At 38.2% G+C, this 18,430-nt stretch carries 12 protein-coding genes; 3 read left to right on the top strand and 9 right to left on the bottom strand.

The genetic code is table 11. The annotated features are described in order from the left end of the window. Positions 1-49: 49 nt before the first annotated feature. Positions 50-2,143, bottom strand: a complete 2,094-nt coding sequence (gene fusA / locus F6K40_RS22005) for an elongation factor G (RefSeq protein ID WP_293139240.1) — start codon at positions 2,141-2,143, stop codon at positions 50-52. A 479-nt stretch (positions 2,144-2,622) separates the two neighbouring features. Beyond that, positions 2,623-6,345, bottom strand: coding sequence for a WD40 domain-containing protein (locus tag F6K40_RS22000; RefSeq protein ID WP_293139239.1), 3,723 nt, complete (start codon positions 6,343-6,345; stop codon positions 2,623-2,625). Between the two features lie 221 nt (positions 6,346-6,566). Between F6K40_RS22000 and F6K40_RS41630 the strand changes: the two genes are divergently transcribed. The 3 genes from F6K40_RS41630 to F6K40_RS21990 all read left to right on the top strand — a co-directional run bounded on the left by F6K40_RS41630 (position 6,567) and on the right by F6K40_RS21990 (position 7,380). After that, complete coding sequence (locus tag F6K40_RS41630) at positions 6,567-6,980, top strand: PIN domain-containing protein (protein WP_483143775.1); 414 nt, start codon at positions 6,567-6,569, stop codon at positions 6,978-6,980. Continuing rightward, complete coding sequence (locus tag F6K40_RS40980; protein ID WP_365672373.1) at positions 6,967-7,137, top strand: PIN domain-containing protein; 171 nt, start codon at positions 6,967-6,969, stop codon at positions 7,135-7,137. Before F6K40_RS41630 ends, F6K40_RS40980 begins: the two co-directional genes overlap by 14 nt. A gap of 141 nt (positions 7,138-7,278) precedes the next feature. Next, entirely contained in the window at positions 7,279-7,380 is a 102-nt protein-coding gene (locus F6K40_RS21990) for a DUF3368 domain-containing protein (RefSeq protein WP_293139237.1), read from the top strand. Positions 7,381-7,491: 111 nt separating this feature from the next. Here the strand turns inward: F6K40_RS21990 and F6K40_RS21985 are convergent, their stop codons facing one another. The 7 genes from F6K40_RS21985 to F6K40_RS21955 form a co-directional block, all read right to left on the bottom strand. Beyond that, complete coding sequence (locus tag F6K40_RS21985; protein ID WP_293139236.1) at positions 7,492-9,441, bottom strand: AAA-like domain-containing protein; 1,950 nt, start codon at positions 9,439-9,441, stop codon at positions 7,492-7,494. Between the two features lie 2,275 nt (positions 9,442-11,716). Then, on the bottom strand, positions 11,717-12,196 hold the full coding sequence (locus F6K40_RS21980; protein WP_293139235.1) for a MerR family transcriptional regulator: 480 nt from the start codon (positions 12,194-12,196) through the stop codon (positions 11,717-11,719). 461 nt (positions 12,197-12,657) lie between these two features. Further along, a complete protein-coding gene (locus F6K40_RS21975; RefSeq protein ID WP_293139234.1) occupies positions 12,658-14,346 on the bottom strand; it encodes a M14 family metallopeptidase in 1,689 nt (562 codons plus the stop codon). Between the two features lie 249 nt (positions 14,347-14,595). Beyond that, positions 14,596-15,183 carry a CPBP family intramembrane glutamic endopeptidase gene (locus F6K40_RS21970; RefSeq protein WP_293139233.1) on the bottom strand — a complete coding sequence of 196 codons (588 nt, stop codon included), beginning with the start codon at positions 15,181-15,183 and terminating at the stop codon, positions 14,596-14,598. 588 nt (positions 15,184-15,771) lie between these two features. Then, positions 15,772-16,830, bottom strand: a complete 1,059-nt coding sequence (locus F6K40_RS21965; protein WP_293139251.1) for a DUF3326 domain-containing protein — start codon at positions 16,828-16,830, stop codon at positions 15,772-15,774. A gap of 599 nt (positions 16,831-17,429) precedes the next feature. Next, positions 17,430-17,624 (bottom strand): hypothetical protein, encoded by a 195-nt coding sequence (locus F6K40_RS21960; RefSeq protein WP_293139232.1) that lies wholly within the window; start codon positions 17,622-17,624, stop codon positions 17,430-17,432. A gap of 334 nt (positions 17,625-17,958) precedes the next feature. Beyond that, positions 17,959-18,294, bottom strand: coding sequence for a 2Fe-2S iron-sulfur cluster-binding protein (locus tag F6K40_RS21955; RefSeq protein WP_293139231.1), 336 nt, complete (start codon positions 18,292-18,294; stop codon positions 17,959-17,961). Between the last annotated feature and the right edge of the window lie 136 nt (positions 18,295-18,430).

Here is an 18,430-nt window from a genome sequence, read left to right as displayed (position 1 = left end):
CCTACAGATGGTGTGTAATTCCATATTTTGGGTAAGTCCTGACCCTGACCTATTTAGACTTGGCTTCCTGACGCTCTTTAGCTTCCTTAATCACAACTTCCGCCACATTACTAGGGCAAGGTGCATAATGGGAAAACTCCATAGAAAACTGACCTCTACCAGAAGTCATAGTCCGCAAGTCCCCAATATAACCAAACATCTCGCTCAATGGCACATCCGCCTTAATACGAGCACCAGTTGCCGTCGAATCTTGAGACTTGATCATTCCCCGACGGCGGTTAATATCTCCAATAACATCACCAACATGATCGTCAGGAGTAAACACATCAACCTTCATTATCGGTTCAAGTAACTGAGGAGCAGCTTTAGAGAAAGACTGACGATAAGCAGCTTTTGCAGCAATTTCAAAAGCGATCGCCGACGAGTCAACCGGGTGATAAGCACCATCCGTTAACGTGAACTTCATATCCACACAAGGATAACCAGCTAACATACCCTTCTCAAAGCTAAACTCAAAGCCTTTTTGCACAGCCGGCCAAAATTCTCTAGGCACATTTCCACCAGTCACCTTTGACTCGAATTGGAAACCAGTACCAGGTTCTCCAGGTTCTATCACATAGTCAATCTTACCAAATTGACCAGAACCACCAGACTGCTTCTTATGAGTATAACTATCTTCAAGACGCTTAGTAATAGACTCCCGATAAGCTACCTGTGGCTTACCAACTTCCACATCAACCCCATAAGTCCGCTTCAGAATATCAACCTTAATATCCAAATGTAATTCACCCATACCCTTGATAATGGTTTCATTACTTTCAGCATCCGTCTCAACTCTGAAAGATGGGTCCTCCTGAACCATTTTACTCAATGCCATGCCCAATTTTTCCACAGAACCCTTGTCCTTAGCTGCCACAGCAATAGAAATTACCGGGTCAGGGAACACCATCGGTTCCAAAGTAGCAGGTTCTTTAGGGTCACAGAGAGTATGGCCAGTTTGCACATTCTTCATCCCCACAATAGCAACAATGTCCCCTGCTTGAGCAGATTCAATTTCTTCGCGGGAGTCAGCGTGCATTTCCACCAAACGTCCAACTCTTTCAGTCTTGCCTGTAAAAGTATTCAATATTGTGTCACCCTTGGACAACGTACCCGAATAGATGCGGGTAAAGGTCAAAGCACCATATTTATCGTCCATAATCTTGAAGGCCAAAGCACGCAGAGGTTTCTCTGGGTCAACGTAGGCAAACTTACCAGTCTCGTGACCCTCCAGATCAATCTCTGGTTGTGGTTTGATTTCAGTGGGGTTAGGCAAGTAATCTACAACTGCATCAAGTACCAACTGCACGCCCTTATTTTTGAAAGATGAACCACAGTAGGTGGGGAAGAAAGCCAGATCCTTAGTTCCCTTACGAATACAACGTTTGAGGGTGTCAATATCTGGTTCTTCTCCTTCCAGATATTTTTCCATTACCTCGTCGTCCTGCTCAATAGCAGTTTCAATCAACATTTCCCGATATGTCTCGACATCATCAGTCATATTCTCAGGAACGTCTTTAATCTCGTATTTGGTTGGGTCTCCAGAGTCATCCCAAACCCATGATTTGCGGGTCAGTAGATCCACAACTCCCACAAAATCAGTTTCAATACCAATAGGTAATACCATTACTAATGGCTTGGCCGCAAGTATATCTTCTACCTGCTTGACAACTCTGTAGAAATCTGCTCCTGTCCGGTCCAGCTTATTTACATAAATAATCCGAGCAACTTTAGAATCATTAGCATAACGCCAGTTAGTTTCAGATTGGGGTTCTACACCACCAGAACCACAGAATACACCTACACCACCATCAAGAACCTTGAGAGAACGATATACCTCGATGGTAAAGTCAACGTGGCCAGGGGTATCAATAATATTTAATTGGCAATCTTTCCAGAAGCAACTTGTAGCGGCGGACTGAATCGTAATACCCCGCTCTTGCTCCTGTTCCATAAAGTCTGTTGTTGCGGCACCTTCGTGGACCTCACCGATTTTATGAATTTTTCCGGTTAATTTTAGTATTCTTTCTGTTGTGGTGGTTTTGCCCGCATCAACATGGGCGAAGATGCCGAAGTTGCGATAACGAGTGAGGTCTTTTGCCATAATTTAACTCCCTTGTTAGATGTTACAAAATGTACTTTTTTAGTATTACACATAAGGTATTGATTTGACCAGCAAATAAGGTCAATAGTTTCCCCTTGGATAGGAAAAAAATTAACTTCAGTATTTCAAGTATCTAGTTTCAGCAAGTGGTACTAATAACTGATAATTGGTAACTGATAGACTGGCCCATAGTTGAGGCTGGATTTCCAAGATATAGTTTGAAATCCTGTTTTGTGCCTTTAGTTCTATTGCTGATTGTAAAGTATCTTGACCAAAAATTAGCGTTGGGTGGGCGGCATATTTGACCATTCTAGCTGGGAGTAGGGGCGAATGGCCATTCGCCCCTACATTTGCAGCACGGACTAAATTTGAGAGGCGCGAGAATGTCCGCTTTAGTAAAACACTTATTAATCAGGCTCGTAGTTGGGCTTTAGCCCAGAGATAAATAAATAGGTGCTAAAGCCCAACTACAAACAAATTTAGTTCCCAACACGATCACATAAACGCTTATCGCTTTCACTGACATTAGGGTTATTTTCAAGGTAGTCCCGCATCCAGTTGCAACCCCATTCATGGAGGCGATCGAACTTCCAACCATTCCACAATTTCACAGTATTGTCACGACTAGCAGTGGCAATAGTCTCTCCATCAGGGCTAAATGCTACATCATAGACTATATTCTCATGCCCAGTGAGAGTCTGCAACAACTGCCCCTGTTGATTCCACAATTTTACTGTTTCGTCACCACTTACAGTGGAAATAGTCTCTCCATTAGGGCTAAATGCTACATCATAGACTATATTCTCATGTCCAGTGAGAGTCCGCAACAACTGCCCCTGTTGGTTCCACAACTTTACAGTATCGTCACGACTAGCACTAGCAATAGTTTCTCCATCCGGACTAAATGCTACACCAAAGACCCAATGCTCATGGCCTTTGAGAGTCTGCAATAATTTTCCTTGACGGTTCCACAACTTCACTGTATGGTCATCACTAGCAGTGGCAATAGTCTCTCCATCAGGGCTAAATACTACAGCATTGACCCCATCCTCATGGCCTTTGAGAGTCTGCAATAACTGTCCTTTAAGGTTCCACAATTTTACTGTTTTGTAATCGCTAGCAGTAGCAATAGTCTCTCCATCCCGACTAAATGCTACACCAAAGACAAAACCACGATCAGTGAGAGTCTGCAACACCTGCCCCTGGAGATTCCACAACATCACGCTTCTGTCACCACTAGCAGTAGCAATAGTCTCTCCATCCGGACTAAATGCTACATCCAAGACTGCATCATAATGCCCGGCGAGAGTCTGCAATAATTTTCCTTGACGGTTCCACAATTTTACTGTTTCGTCAGCACTAGCAGTGGCAATCATCTTACCATCGGGACTAAATTCTACACCATTGACCAATTTCTCATGCCCGGTAAGAGTCTGTAATAACTGTCCTTGACGGTTCCACAATTTCACTGTTTTGTCATCACTAGCAGTGGTAAGAGTCTCTCCATTCGGACTAAATGCTACACCATTAACCGAATACTCGTGGTCAGTGAGAATCTGCAATAACTGTCCTTGACGGTTCCACAATTTTACTGTTTTGTCATCACTAGCAGTGGCAATCATCTGACTATCGGAACTAAATGCTACACTAAAGACTGAACTCTCATGTCCGGTGAGAGTATGCAATAATTTCCCCTCACTATCCCATAATTTTACTGTATTGTCATCACTAGCACTAGCAATCATCTGACCATCGGGACTAAATGCTATACCCCAAACCGCATACTCATGGCCGGTGAGAGTCTGCAATAATTTCCCCTCACTATCCCATAATTTTACTGTTTTGTCAGCACTAGCACTGGCAATAGTCTCTCCATCGGGACTAAATGCTACACTAAAGACCGAACTCTCATGTCCGGTGAGAGTATGCAATAATTTCCCCTCACTATCCCATAATTTTACTGTTTCGTCACCACTCGCAGTGGCAATAGTTTCTCCATTCGGACTAAATGCTACATCCCAGACCGAACTCTCATGGCCGGTGAGAGTATGCAATAACTGTCCTTGACGGTTCCACAACTTCACTGTTTTGTCACGACTAGCACTGGCAATAGTCTCTCCATCGGGACTAACTGCTACACCCCAGACCCAATTTTCATGCCCCTCCAGAGTCTGCAACAACTGCCCCTGGTGGTTCCACAATTTCACTGTATTGTCACCACTAGCAGTGGCAATCATCTGACCATCCGCACTAAATGCTAAACCCCAGACCGCATCCTCATGGCCCTGAAGACGGTTAATTTCTCGGTACTTTCCACTATCTATTCTATATATAGCTTGACTCAGAGCATCTGTTACTTGCATTTTGCTATCAGCCTGAGGTTGGAATATTAAATTAGACTTTGGTAATTGTTTAGCTGCTCTTAAAGCTTGCAGCATTGCTGTCCAATATTTATTTGACTCAAATAATAATTGAGCAGTAATACTTTTACGCACTGCTTCCGCTTCCGCCAACTTAAGATTTGCCCGCCAAAAGGTAACTCCAGTAATACTTGCTCCTATAAATGATAGTACCAATACTGCAAAACTTATTCGCAGTCGTTTTTCTGCTTTGCGTTTCGCCTCATTCAATATCTGGTTCGCCTTTGCTTGAGCATCCAACTTTACCTGCGCTTCCAATTTTTCCAGCTCGATCGCTTGTTTCTCTTGCTCCTGAGCAGCAGCTAAAAATTGATAGTCGCGATCGCTCAGACTTTTATCAACTGACCACGCTAAAGCATCTGCTAATGCTTGACCCCGCAACAGTCGCGACTCATCATTACATCCTGACTCTTCCCAAGCAGTAAACGCTTCCGAGTAGGGGCGCAACTTTCCCAACTCTTTTTCCACCCACTGCAAATTAAACACTTCTTGATAAATGCGGTTCGCAACTTCTAACCGCCCTTCCTCTTTTACTACTAAACCTGTGAGGCGGAGTTCCATTTGGTCGTGGTTGTCATCTGTTAGAATCCCCCCCAACCCGCCCTTTGAAAGGGGGGGCTTTTTTTCTTCTGTTTCTGGTCTCCCCCTTTCCAAGGGGGACGGAAGGGGGATTTCCTCTAGTCTCCCCCTTTCTAAGGGGGACGGAAGGGGGATTTCTTCTAGTCTCCCCCTTTCCAAGGGGGACGGAAGGGGGATTTCCTCTGGTCTCCCCCTTTCCAAGGGGGACGGAAGGGGGATTTCCTCTGGTCTCCCCCTTTCCAAGGGGGACGGAAGGGGGATTATCTGCTGATACAAACCCAATAACCGACTCGCCCGTTTTTCATTCACTAAGAGGCGATCGCGAATTGTCTTTAAATGTTCTGGGTCATCATGGACTTGCCAATTGTCTATTATTCTCTGTTTAACCAAATCGGCCACCCATTCGGCCTCCTGGCCATCAGGTACAATTTCTGGACTATTACTAATCAATTTACAAAGTTTCTGGGTCAAAAATGGTTGACCTCCCGTCCAATCTAAAACTGCCTCCATCAACTTATTAATATTGGTAGTTTTTTCAACTAAACCTTTTGCCAGTGGCTCTACTTCAGCTAACCGAAAACCTGATAATTTTATAGGTTTACCAATATTAAAAGGAGTACGTTTTTTCTCTTTAATTAAATCTGCCGGAGTTGCCACACCAATCATGGCAAAAGTCAACCTTTGATAATCGGAATTATCCGCCCGTTTGTTATAACAATCTCGAACAACTGCAAAAAAATCATCAATATTAAAAGGTAGGCTGAGGGTACTATCAATTTCATCAATAAAAATGACAATTTGTTGCTCAATTGAAGGCAATAAAATTTCACCAATAAATTTACTAAATCGTTTGACATTGGAAAGTTGACTATTAGCCTCCCACAATTCCTCAATATCAAAATCATCATCTAAATTTAAGCCAGTCAAAATAGTATCAATAATACTGGCATACCATTCTGAAGGGGTAATATCATCAGTGCCAATTTCTGTCATATCAATACTGACACAGGCAATATTTTCTTGTTGTAAACGTTGTATAGTTTTAACCCGCAAACTAGATTTACCCATTTGTCGGGAATTTAAAACATAACAAAAATCTCCATTTTTCAAACCTTCATATAGATCGTTATCCGCAAGTCTAGTGACATAAGTTGTGGCATGAATTGGAAGACTACCACCGATATAATATTCGTAATTATTCATAGTTAATATAATTAAATAAGTAGGTTGGGTTGAGATACGTTTTTGCGCTTCGCATAACTCCGTTAACGGCTAAGAGCCGACATCTAAGGGAAGAATGATCATTTACCCCTACGAGCGAGCGCGACATGAAAAGCGGAAAATTCCCTATACGAAAAAGCGTTTGCGCAGCATTCCGCAGGAAAGCTTATCCGTTTCGCTACGCGACATGAAAAGCGTAGCTTATCCGTAGGAGAAGGATAAACCCAACTCTAATACCAAATTTCAAAAAGATAGTTAAAGTATTAATATTTAGTCAGCTAGATTTACTTAAACAAATATATGGTGAACTGATTATACCAGAAACTGTTTATCAGGAAATAATTAATGCTGGCGCTACAGAACCTGCTACCTTGGTGATACAAAGTTTGGAGTGGATTAAGAAAAGTTCAGTTCATAATTTAACCTTAGTTATGAGTCTACAAACAAAACTCGATCCAGGAGAAGCTGAAGCAATTGTTTTAGTATTAGAATTAAAGGCTGATTTATTAGACTTGTCGCTAAATAGAGGGAAAAAATCGCTCAAAATCAGGCAGAGTAATAATTCCAGGCATTTGAGATTTTTGATAGCTATAATCGTTAAATATCAAGGGTTTTGAGGATTTTTTAAGTTATAAAGCGACAAGTCTATTAATAGTTGACGAACGCAAAGGTAGAAGAGAGGCTACTAAATTAGGAATCCCAATCACAGGAACATTAGGAGTATTATTAAAGGCTAAACAGTTAGGGTTTATGTCATCAATTAAACCTATATAGCAATTCCCAAGAAGCGTGAGGTACAAAATTCCTTGGTTTTAGGGAACAGGGAACACTTAACTGGGAACAGGGAATAGGGAATAGGGAATAGGAAACAGGGAATAGGAAATAGGAACAAATAAAGATAGGTGTACCTCACGATTGCTGAGAAACGCTATATTAGATAATTTAATTAATAGTGGTTTTTGGGTAAGCTCTGATATTTATCAACAAGTTTTAGCACTTATGGGAGAAGGAGAATAAGTATTAAGTAGAGTTTGATTTAAGTCGATTTTTGTTGATATTCTTGCCAATAAAACCTAACCCCCCAACCCCCTTCCCTCGTAGGGGAGGGGCAGGGGGGAGAGGTCTCTTTCAAACATGAACTCGAAAATATTCTCGATATAAACCACACAAAGGCATCACAGCATTTCCGCGAAATTTAACTAATCCCATACTGCGTAATTTAAACCCTTCAATTGTACCAATTTCCACAGGAGTTTCTGCATTAACAACTTTTCTAATTGCTGTCTGCAAATTTTCATCTTTTTGCAAGTTCAACAAATGTCGATGCAAGTGATTATAGTAAGGTCCTTCATCCGTTGGTGCTAGTTCTAAAAGTCGTTCTAAAGTCATTTTTCCGCTGGCAATTTCATAGAGTGCTAGACGTACTAAATAGGGATGCCCTCCTAACATTTCCATCAGTGTTTCTATTTGTGCATCAGACCAGGTTAAGCTATGTCTTTGTACTAAATCTTTTACCTGTTCTAAGTTAAATTCTGGTAACTCAATTCCTAATCCCACATTGAAGGGCGACTGATTAATGTTCAGAGGAATATAAACCTCCTTAGAGTGAGCAATTATTAATCGTAATCTTTGCCAATCAGGATTATTTTTACCTTGTTCGTGCCAAGCTCTTAATAAAGCAAAAAATTGTGTTGCTAGATCGGGATTTTGGAAAATTTCGTCAACTTCATCTAACCCCAAAACTATCGGTGTCTTAATTTCAGTCAACAGATATTTATCAAAATATTTAGTACATCGCTTTTTCACTCCCAAAACTTTTTTCCAATATTTATCTAACTGTTCCTCTAAATCCAATTCATCACTAACATTCGCACAAAACCACTGCAAAAATTGGTCTAAATTTTCCAGAAATTCTGGATCTATAGTTTGAAAATTCAAATAAACTGTGCGATAAGCTTCCTGACTAGCACCATCTAAAATTCGGGATAATAAAGAACTTTTTCCCATTTGCCGAGGGGCTTTAATTCTAATTAAAGCATCTGGCTTCAGAATAGCTTGAAAACATTCTGATTCAATAGGGATTCGCTCTATATAAAAAGGAGAATTTAGAGGAACTTGACCAGAAGGCGGTTCTAATTGTGATTCGGGAGCGTGAGTTATATTATTACTATTAATATTGCTAATAATTGGAGGAGCTATTTTAATAGTTTCTGCCTGTTCTTGCTGACGTATTAATGATTCTAACTTTGGTCTGATATTCAATAATTCTGCCAAAGCAATTTGAGCATTTTGGTAGCGTTGATGCCAGTTAATTTTTACCATTTTTATTAATATATTAGCTAGCTCACCATTAATACCAGAAAGTAAAGTTTCACATTCTATTTCTCCAGAAATATTGTGGGGAAAATTCTGAGGTGATTTTCCTACTAAAGCTTGAATAGTAGTTACCCCAACTGCATAAATATCGCTAGTAAATTGAGGTCTACCTTGTAGTTGTTCCACAGGCATATAACCAGGAGTTCCAATAGTAATCATGCTAGAAGGTTGCCCATCATCACCAACTACTATCGTCCTGACTTCTTTGACGGCTCCAAAGTCAATTAATACTAATTTTCCATCACTTTTACGCCTCATAATATTGCCTGGTTTAATATCGCGATGAATCACATTATTGTCGTGAACGAAAATTAGTAATTCCAGAATTTCGGCTAAAAATTCTATGACTTTAGATTCACTCCAACCGCGATTTATTTCTTTAGTTAAATCCTCACCTTCTATAAGTTCTTGAACCAGGTAAAATTCATGGTCATGTTCAAAATAAGCATATAAAGTTGGAATTTGTTCATGTCTTCCCAGCTTATTCAAAATTCGAGCTTCTTGCTCAAATAAATTTTTAACTTTTGCACTTTTTTGTGTTGGTTTTAGTCGCTTCACCACACATCTTGGTTTAGGAATTTCTGGTATATCTAAATCTTCTGCCAGATAAGTTTCACCAAACCCACCACCTTTGCCTAGTTTTTCAATAACTTGATAACGTTGACGTAGAATTTGTCCGATAAGGGAATTATTTTCAGACATTGGTAACTATCACTTTGATCGGAAAATATAAAATCATTAATCATTGCTAACTTAAAATTATATCATATTTTAGATATAGCCTTTTTCATCTTGATGAGCATCCCTATATCTTCACATAATCAGGGAAATAAAAAAGCTATTCAACTTTTGGTATAGTGCTAATTGTTATATAAAATTATTTAATTTATAGGGATTTTCATTGATTGTCAGTATTTTCTGTGGAATGTTGCCCATTCATGTCGCGCAGTGAAACAGCTATTAGCTATCAGTAGTCAGCAATAAAAATTAATCACACATTGGACAATTCAGTCTGGACAATTTGTAAAGGTGATTTGGTAGATATCTCAGTTTACCTAATCTCCTTATCTGCTAGTGACTGATAGCTGATAACTGACGACTAAATCCTTAACCATTAATTATAGATAGACTACAAGTATCAAATCTGTAACTTATAGCCTTTATCTTATAAATGAAATATATAGCGTTTCTCAAATTGGTGAGATACAGTTTTAGATCCCCCCTGCCCCCCTTAAAAAGGGGGGAGTCTTCAAAGTCCCCCTTTTCAAGGGGGATTTAGGGGGATCGTAACTGTACCTCATCTTTATGAGAAATGCTATAGTATTTTTTCTCTTTCCTCTTCTCTATTTTTCAGTGAATTATTTATCAATTCAATTCTAGTAGATATGATATAATTTTAAATTCTTACTTTAATGTTAATGCTCTGCAAAAATTGCTAAACTATATTCAAAATCTAGTTAGTTTAAATGTATCGTGGATAACTATTTTTTTGCCAATATGTATTTGACATCCGTAGTTATTCTGAAATACTAATTTTGAGAAATATTGATAAATTTGATACATAATTAATTCTTTATTTAAAGTAACATTAAAAATTAAGTTGAAGTTATAAATTTTTAATTTGATAGATTTAGAAAATTTCTCACACAACCAACATTAAGTATGAAGTATGTATAGACAATCAACAAATTATCTTCTCCTAGTTAATCTTACTTAGTAGAGTTATATCTGCAATTCAAAAACTTTTAATAGTGAAAAATCAAAACTTAATAATAATGTAGTTTAGCTATATTTTGCTAAATTAGTCTTCTATGAAACTAGAATTACAATTAAAAATTCCAGTAATTTAACTGATTAATTCTTAACAGAAAAGCAAAAGCTTTATTTCATAAAGTTCAGTTTACCAATTCGAGTTCACTCGATATAGGGTCTAGTTTTTACTTTTAAATTCTGCATTTTCTCTAGCTACAAAGTTCTTTATTTAAAGAACTTGTGTTAGGGGAGATAGCTAACTAACTTTAAATTCAACCTTAATTATTTACTGTCGAAAAAATTTTAAATAAACCACAATTTAGCCATGAATAACTGTCCTTGCTGCTCTGATCAAATGCTACGTCATAGCCGTAATTCACAAATTTATTGGTATTGTTTGCACTGCAAGCAAGAAATGCCTAATTTAATAGATCGGCTCAAAAAAACGACTATTTTAAACACTTCTATAAAAACGCATTTGCATGAAGAAAAGACAGCTATGAATTTACTAGACATTGCGTAAGTTCTATTCGTAGCTTTGTCATTACCTTAACTTCTAGTGCTATAATCTATAAATCTATACAATAAATATTGGTCAATATTTATTTAGCCAACTGGAGAATGGTAATGACAAGGATAGTGTTCAATACCAGTAAAACTTTTGCACTTGATGAATGAATTGCCCAGGCGTCATAAGAATTATGTGGGAAAACGAGTCAAGTGCGGTTTGTTTAGAAGTGGAACAGGTAAAGTCATTAATGCCGATATTAATAGCAGTCTTCAGATAATCACAAAGAAATTCCCAGGGACTTTTACTGCCGTTTGCGTAGCATGAGTAGGGTGGGAATAGTGAGCTGCGCCGTACAGCCTGTATTGGTTAATCCAATATCAAGATAAAAGCTATCACAATTTTCTACAGTTTTTTTCGTACGGTAAGAAATTTTACCTAAAATTCCTTAGCTTTGAGCTTAAATGGGAGCATTGTCACGATGAAAAAGAGCATCAATATACTTACAGCTTGGCAAATTTATCCCTATAGAACCCCTAAGCGTATCTATAGCAATCCTAAATGATTTGTAAAAAAATAGGAAGATCAAAATCTTAATACTGTGACGATTTCCCACAAACAAACAGCACAAAGCCTGCTGAAGTTATTGTCAGTTGAGCTGCTCTGAGCGAATAAATATTTTTTTGTGACCTTACTCGCGTGACGAATGAAACCAGACTAGATGGCAAGTTGTTTGCTCGGTTCCCTTGCAGTACTTGGATCAAGGTTAAATTCAGTATCTAGAAATTGCACTGCCTCATAAGTCTCAATCCACACATGAGCACCACAATTTGCTGGTTTGTAAGGTCGATACACGATATAGCAAGGACCTGAAATATATAATTCATAACCATAATCGTTGCGCTTGCTGTCTTTGAGAGACACTACTGGTTGAAATTGCTCTGGAGGCTTTCCTTTATTACCTTGAATGTTGTGTTGATTAACATGAATCATTTGTGCTTTCTTCGCTTGTTGCTTGCGCCAGATACCTTCGGGACCGCGCCGAGCGGGAATTATTCTCGGCATTCCACTTTTAGATACTGGAATTTTCCAGAATCTACCATTTTTTTTGGCTCCTTTGACTCTTCCTTGAGCGAGTAAAACTAATAAACGTTGACGAGAGATACCTAATAAAATAGACGCTTGTTTAGTACCCATGATTCTTACCTCAACTCTTGGCCAATAGTAAAGTTTACTTTATTACTATAACATTTACAGGATGTAACCTAAAAACAAAGATAAACCAAATTATTGGTTTTGTCAACAAGAGAGTTTGCGCTTAAAAGTATGAGTGGTTAGGGTAGGAGTTAATTAAGATGGCCCAAAGCTGAAACCTTGAAGTCCCAAATCTGAAGCAAGAGCTTTCAAACCTCAAATTCCTCAAAAGATGCGGTTAGGGGAAATAAGTCTGATTTATACATAATAGACTTGTCGCTTTATAACTTAAAAAATCCTCCAAACGCTTGATATGTAAGGATTATAGCCATTGAAGAAATAAAAGCCTGAAATTATTACTCTACCTGAGTTTGAGCGATTTTTTTCCTCTATTTAACGACAAGTCTAATTAATTTAGGAATTTCATACCTAAAATTAGCAACGCTAGATTTTTATACCATAACTTACTCCAGCAAAGTAATTATAGTTCTCACCACACCCGCACGTTCCGCCTTTGCCGTCACCTCAATCTCACAACCAGCAACACCTTTAACTACCCACTCCAAATGACAACGATAACTTACACCTTGAGTTGACCAATTGAGAAATCTAAAAGCTTCACTCGATCGCCCCTGCAAATGATCGATTTCCTGCTTTTGTTTCCCACTTACCAACGTTACACGATCGGGTAAATCTAAAATTACTTCTATCGGTTTAACACTTTTTTGTTCCAAAGCTTTTTCACTGGTATAAGTAGGCAAAAATCCTTGATTTTCCAACTGTACTACCAGATGATAAAGATCGCCGCCCTGATATTCAACCACAGTCTGACTCACTGCTAAACGAGGTGACATCAAAGCATGAGCAATAGCAAACTGACATTGTTCCTCACACAACTTTGGTAAATATTCAACAGGAGCATTTTGCCAAACCTCCTTGTGATTCCACCCACCAATTTCTACCTTACCCAGTTGGGGATGCTCAAAAGGTTGCCATTCAGTAAAACCCTTGCCTCCCAATTTTTCATCATTCCACTGCATCAATTTCAAATCATCTGAAACAGGATGGCGTCTTAACCACTTAATATAATCTTCCTTCTTAACTCCTGCTGCAGTAGGCGCATCCCAAAGCTCAATGATAAAACCAAACCAACCGAAGTTATCGTAGCAATAATCATCCATTGCACCATAAGTCTTCTTATTAGCAGGAGAAGAGAAGTTATGATAAACCGAAACGCATTCATAACCAGTCATTTCAGTACCCTTTTCCCCAATCAACTTGTAAATTTCCAAATCCTCCACAGGAAAGTGATCGTCTGGATAAATACTATAGGGGCGTAAAATGACTGCAGAAAATGTATGATAACTAATGAAACCATTAATATTAGGATGTTCTCGCCAAAATTCTGCCACAGCAAGAGTTTCAGGTTCAGAAAAAGGAAAATCTCCAGCACCTTTTTGTTTTCCCTCTGGTTGCCACTCGTAAGGATAGTTGCGATTAAAATCCATTCCTTCGAGAGCGGGAGCTACTTTGATATCGTAACCGTCATAATTTTTAATGATGCCCTCTGGCAGAATAGTGTAATAAGTGCCACCAAATTCATCGGGTTCGCGAGGCACCATAATTCTAGGATCTTCTGAGGAAATCTTCCAAGCTCCACAGTTATCCTTAAGTCGCATTTGCAAAATTAAGCCATCTCCATTGATGTCTTCCCAGTGAAGACCATCACGTTCTTCGGGATAGGGATAATGACGAATACTCGATCGCAATCTTTGGGGAGTTGTTAAATATTTTTCTGCTCCATCAACAGCAATACGAGGTAATATATAAACTGTGTAGTTGTCTAATAAATGAGTGATTCGAGATTCAGTAGTGTAATTATTTAGTAGATAATAAATATTATATAGAGCAACAGCCGAACCTGTAACTTCTCCAGCATGAATATTAGCATCAATCCAATATCCAGGTTTTTCTATCGCCTCTCCTGTATTTTGATTTGTTAGAGTAGCCAGAAAAATCTCTAGTCCGCCATAGCTTTTGCCAATAACTTTTAACTCTATTAAATGAGGATTATTTTCTCTCATTTGATGTAGAAAATTTACTACTTCTTGATATGTGTAGTAGTGGCTAAAATCAAACCCTAATTCTGTCATATTAAATTATTTAATTCTCTATAATTAATAGCCAATTCAAGCATAGTATAGTTACATTAAAATAATTACAAAAGTGTTAGTAAATTTCCTGCCAACAGATGGTAAAAATCAAACTATCCTTTAGGCATAAAAAACGACTGAGCATAGTTATCAAACTATTTTTAATCAATTATGGAACTGTTTGACTCTCAGAAAAAATAAATCTTATAAATTCTTACATTCTGACTCCTGACTCCTGACTCCTAACTCCTACTTTTGATAATTATTTTGCCACTTCCACATACTACTAGAAATCAAATTTGTCAAAATATGGGCAGTAATTGGTATTAATAAATTATCTGTTGCTAAAGCGCTGTATCCTAACACCATACCAACTATTGTTGCCCAAATCATATAAGGCCATTGTTGCCTACCACTCAAATGTAAAACACCAAAGAAAACACTTGAGGCAATTAACGCCCATGTATCTAATCCCAAGGCAGATAAGACGACACCTCGAAATAGCAATTCTTCACTTAATCCTGGTAGCAACCCCAACCAGACTAAATCAGGCCATAACAGAGGAGATAGAACTAACATTAAATATGTATCTGCACTACGACGATAGGCAGGCCAAATGCGATACAATAGAGAACTAGCAGTAGTAATACCCAGGGCGATCGCTACCCCCCAGAGCAACGCCCTCAGATTCCAACTTACAGGCAATAAAATTACACCAAGTAGCAGGCATATTTTAGAGATAGCCAGTAATACTAATGCTGTTACTCCCATGGCTACCAACACTTGGATGCGAGTTAGTGGTTCGATGTCCGGGTTTTCAGGAATTTTTTCTGTCACTTATTAGCTATCAAATAGACTTATGGTTTTTTCTCTAAATATTGTATAGTAATTCTCATACTTGAGGCTGTTGCTAGTAGTCAGTAGTCAGTAGAAAAGAGGGAACAGGGAACAGGGAACAGGGAACAGGGAACAGGGAGAACTAATTGATGATTTATGGATAGTAATTGATTTTATTTTTAATTTTCACACCTATGTTTAATAGTCAATAGTCAGTAGAAATAGGATATGGAACTATTAGAGTGGCTTTTCAGATGCTAGTAGTCAGTAGTCAGTAGAAATAGCTTTAATCTCATTTTTTTTTGGAGATATCTAATAAATTCTAGCAATAGACTTTTCTAAAAATGAAAAATAAAATTAATTCTTATCCATAAATTATCAATTACTCCCCCCTGTTCCCCAGAGCTAATTTTTTGTTGTCAGAGAATATTTACAACCCTATATTTTTTGATAGCCTGTACTTCCCACCTTCCCCATCCTCCTCATCCTCCCCATCCTCTCCATCCTCCCCAACCTCCCCATCTTCTCCTCCTTTTTTTCTCTTGTGACAATAAATTCACCCTGCCCCAGTTCCCAGTTCCCTCTTTTCTAGAGATGTCTAATTGATAATATTTCTGGTTTTAAAGCTTCCGGACTAATACCTGCCCTATGAGCAACCAACACCCCCAACGCTTCTAAATATGAATTTACTTCCAACGCCTTTATCCCTAACTTTTCAGGTGATACCTGCATTTGGGTTTTATTTTCTCTCACCGCAATAATTTGGGCTTTAGTTTGACTGAAACTCATCACTGCACTACCCCCACAAGCTGTCCCAGGTACAACTACCGCATCAACTTGTTTTGCCCAAATAGTATTCGGAACTGCCAAACCCTCTTTTACTCTCACTAACTGTGGCGCACGACTCAAGCCAACCAAAACACAAGGCAAAAATGTATAACCAATTTCTTCAGCGGCAGACCGAGGTGATAAATTAGGGTCTAGGGGTAGAGGCAATAAAGCAGGAGCATGGGCGCAAGGAATTTGAAAAGTTTTGACAATTAAATGACTAATAACTGCCTCTGCTCCTGCTAGGGGGTCAACTCCTTGGCCATGACGATATTCTTGTAATGCTGTACTACCTTCGTCGTCGGGAAATCTGGCAACAACAGCGATCGCCTCTGCTTTTGCTTTGGTAATTAGAGTATCTGCTGCTCGTAGCAAGCTATCAGGATTAGCTATTGTCCCCCAAGATGCCCCAGAATCAGACTGTCGTAGTTCTACTCCCAATGGGGAGTCAGTCACAATGTAATCTGTGAGATTTAGACCTAAAGTTGCTCTCGTAGCATCAGCAGCTTGTAAATGGCGCAGTTGTAATTCTGGTTCAATGGCCTGGTCAAGAATTAAGCCTACTCGGTTTTGATGTACTGGTTGTAATCCATACCATCCTTGAGCAAATTTGTCAAGAGCATACCCTTCTACATATAGAGCATTAGGTAATGACCAATAAAGTTGTGCCCCATTTAGAACATTGGGGTGAGTTATCAGAATATCGCAGGTTTGAGCGATCGCCCGTGCTACTGGTAAAGCATCACCAGCATAGCCTCCGATAGATGCACCGATACCAGTGGGAATAATTAAGACTACTGTATAAGGACGTAATTTCAACAATTAATAATTAATAATTAATAATTAACAATTACCTTTTCTTGAAACGGATAGGATTGACCAACTGGACTTTGGGATTTTTTACACTGAAAATGGCTTCAAACCCAGTATTTGCAAGGGAAATACCTTAACTTGCTTAAAATAGCTGTTTGCGTAGCATTCCGCAGGAAAACCTAGATATATCAAGAAAACGTCTGATTTTAGGTAAAAATATTGCTGTATAAGGGTTTGACCTTATTTTTAACCTTTTTTTTCCTAAAGTCCAGCTAAAAAGAAAAAATTTTCTTTTTTATCCTTTAAACCTTAATTATTCGGTAAAGTCAAAAGTCAAAAGTCAAAAATTAAAAGTAATTTCTATCCTAGTGGTAAGTTCGGTAATTGCTCAAAAATTTTGACTCACTCAACTAATTTTAGAAGCAACACTTTGTCAAGTCAAAGAGTTAAAAGTAATTTCTATCTTTAAAAGATTCATTTTACATTCTAGGTATATGATCTACAAAATTAAAATTACAAAATTTGATAGGGATTTTCCATGGAAAATCCCTAAATTATTTTTCTGGAGATATCTAAATTATTAATCAAAAAATATCAACAAATAATTAGGAATTAGTTGCTAGATTTTTTTCCTCAACTACTACAGCTTCTACATGAGCTTTTTGTTTTTCTGTGTCTACCTTTGTCACTGCCCAACGTAGAGGAGTTCCGCGTTTTTCTAACTCTTTTTCAATTTCTTGATTGAGTTTTACTGGTGATTCTTGCAGGTCAATTTCAGCATTAATAAAATGAGTAGTCATTTCAGTTATCACTTATCAGTTTTTTGGGTTATATAGCAATCCTAAATTAGGTTGTAAAATTTTATTGTAGGGGTTTGGTCTCCAAACCCTATTTTACTCTGGGTTTAGAGACTAAACCCCTACTGTTTTTTTTCACAAATCATTTAGGATTACTATAGCAATTATATGATTAATTAGTTCATAACTATTTAATCAAAATCAAAGAATAAAATTGTTAGAATAACAAGGATGCTGAATAGGGAATAATCAACTATAAATAATTAATTGATTTGCTTTCCGCGCTTTTCCCATCCCTACATCCATGTTAAAAATTCGTGTCGTGCTTTCTTTCTATTTATAGAGAAGCAAATTGACGGCTATAAACCTCATCTTCCTTTTCCGTTTCTATCTTTAAATTAGACCGAGGATGAGCAACACATAACAACACATAACCTTCTGCTTGAAGTTCTGCACTAACTCCCATACCATCACTTTGCTCTACAGTACCCTCTTCAATAATCTTAGCTGCACAAGTAGTACAAACCCCTGCATTGCATAAATTAGGCAAATCTAAATTAGGCAAATCTAGTTTAGCCTCCTGTGCAGCCTTTAGAATTGTCTTATCCTCTGGCACTTCTATAGTTTGGGTTTGTCCTTTGTGGTGGATTTCAACAGTATAAGTCTTAGACATATTGTAATTCGTGGATTTAATTCCTAAATGGAATTCCGACTCCTCTTATTTATGAAGCATTATGTATGGTAACCCCTTTATGGATTGAGGGCAACCCTAATTATTGGAAATGAAACAAAATTTTACAATCTATATA

Source organism: Okeania sp. SIO3I5 (assembly GCF_010672085.1).
Classification (GTDB): Bacteria; Cyanobacteriota; Cyanobacteriia; order Cyanobacteriales; family Microcoleaceae; genus Trichodesmium.
Note: the sequence above shows the minus strand (reverse complement) of the source record. Positions and strands in the feature narration are given on the sequence as shown.

Excerpts from the sequence above, each read along its gene's own strand:
- fusA (WP_293139240.1), bottom strand. The coding sequence starts at position 2,143 with ATGGCAAAAGACCTCACTCGTTATCGCAACTTCGGCATCTTCGCCCAT.
- F6K40_RS22000 (WP_293139239.1), bottom strand. The coding sequence starts at position 6,345 with ATGAATAATTACGAATATTATATCGGTGGTAGTCTTCCAATTCATGCC.
- F6K40_RS21985 (WP_293139236.1), bottom strand. The coding sequence starts at position 9,441 with ATGTCTGAAAATAATTCCCTTATCGGACAAATTCTACGTCAACGTTAT.
- F6K40_RS21980 (WP_293139235.1), bottom strand. The coding sequence starts at position 12,196 with ATGGGTACTAAACAAGCGTCTATTTTATTAGGTATCTCTCGTCAACGT.
- F6K40_RS21975 (WP_293139234.1), bottom strand. The coding sequence starts at position 14,346 with ATGACAGAATTAGGGTTTGATTTTAGCCACTACTACACATATCAAGAA.
- F6K40_RS21960 (WP_293139232.1), bottom strand. The coding sequence starts at position 17,624 with ATGACTACTCATTTTATTAATGCTGAAATTGACCTGCAAGAATCACCA.
- F6K40_RS21955 (WP_293139231.1), bottom strand. The coding sequence starts at position 18,294 with ATGTCTAAGACTTATACTGTTGAAATCCACCACAAAGGACAAACCCAA.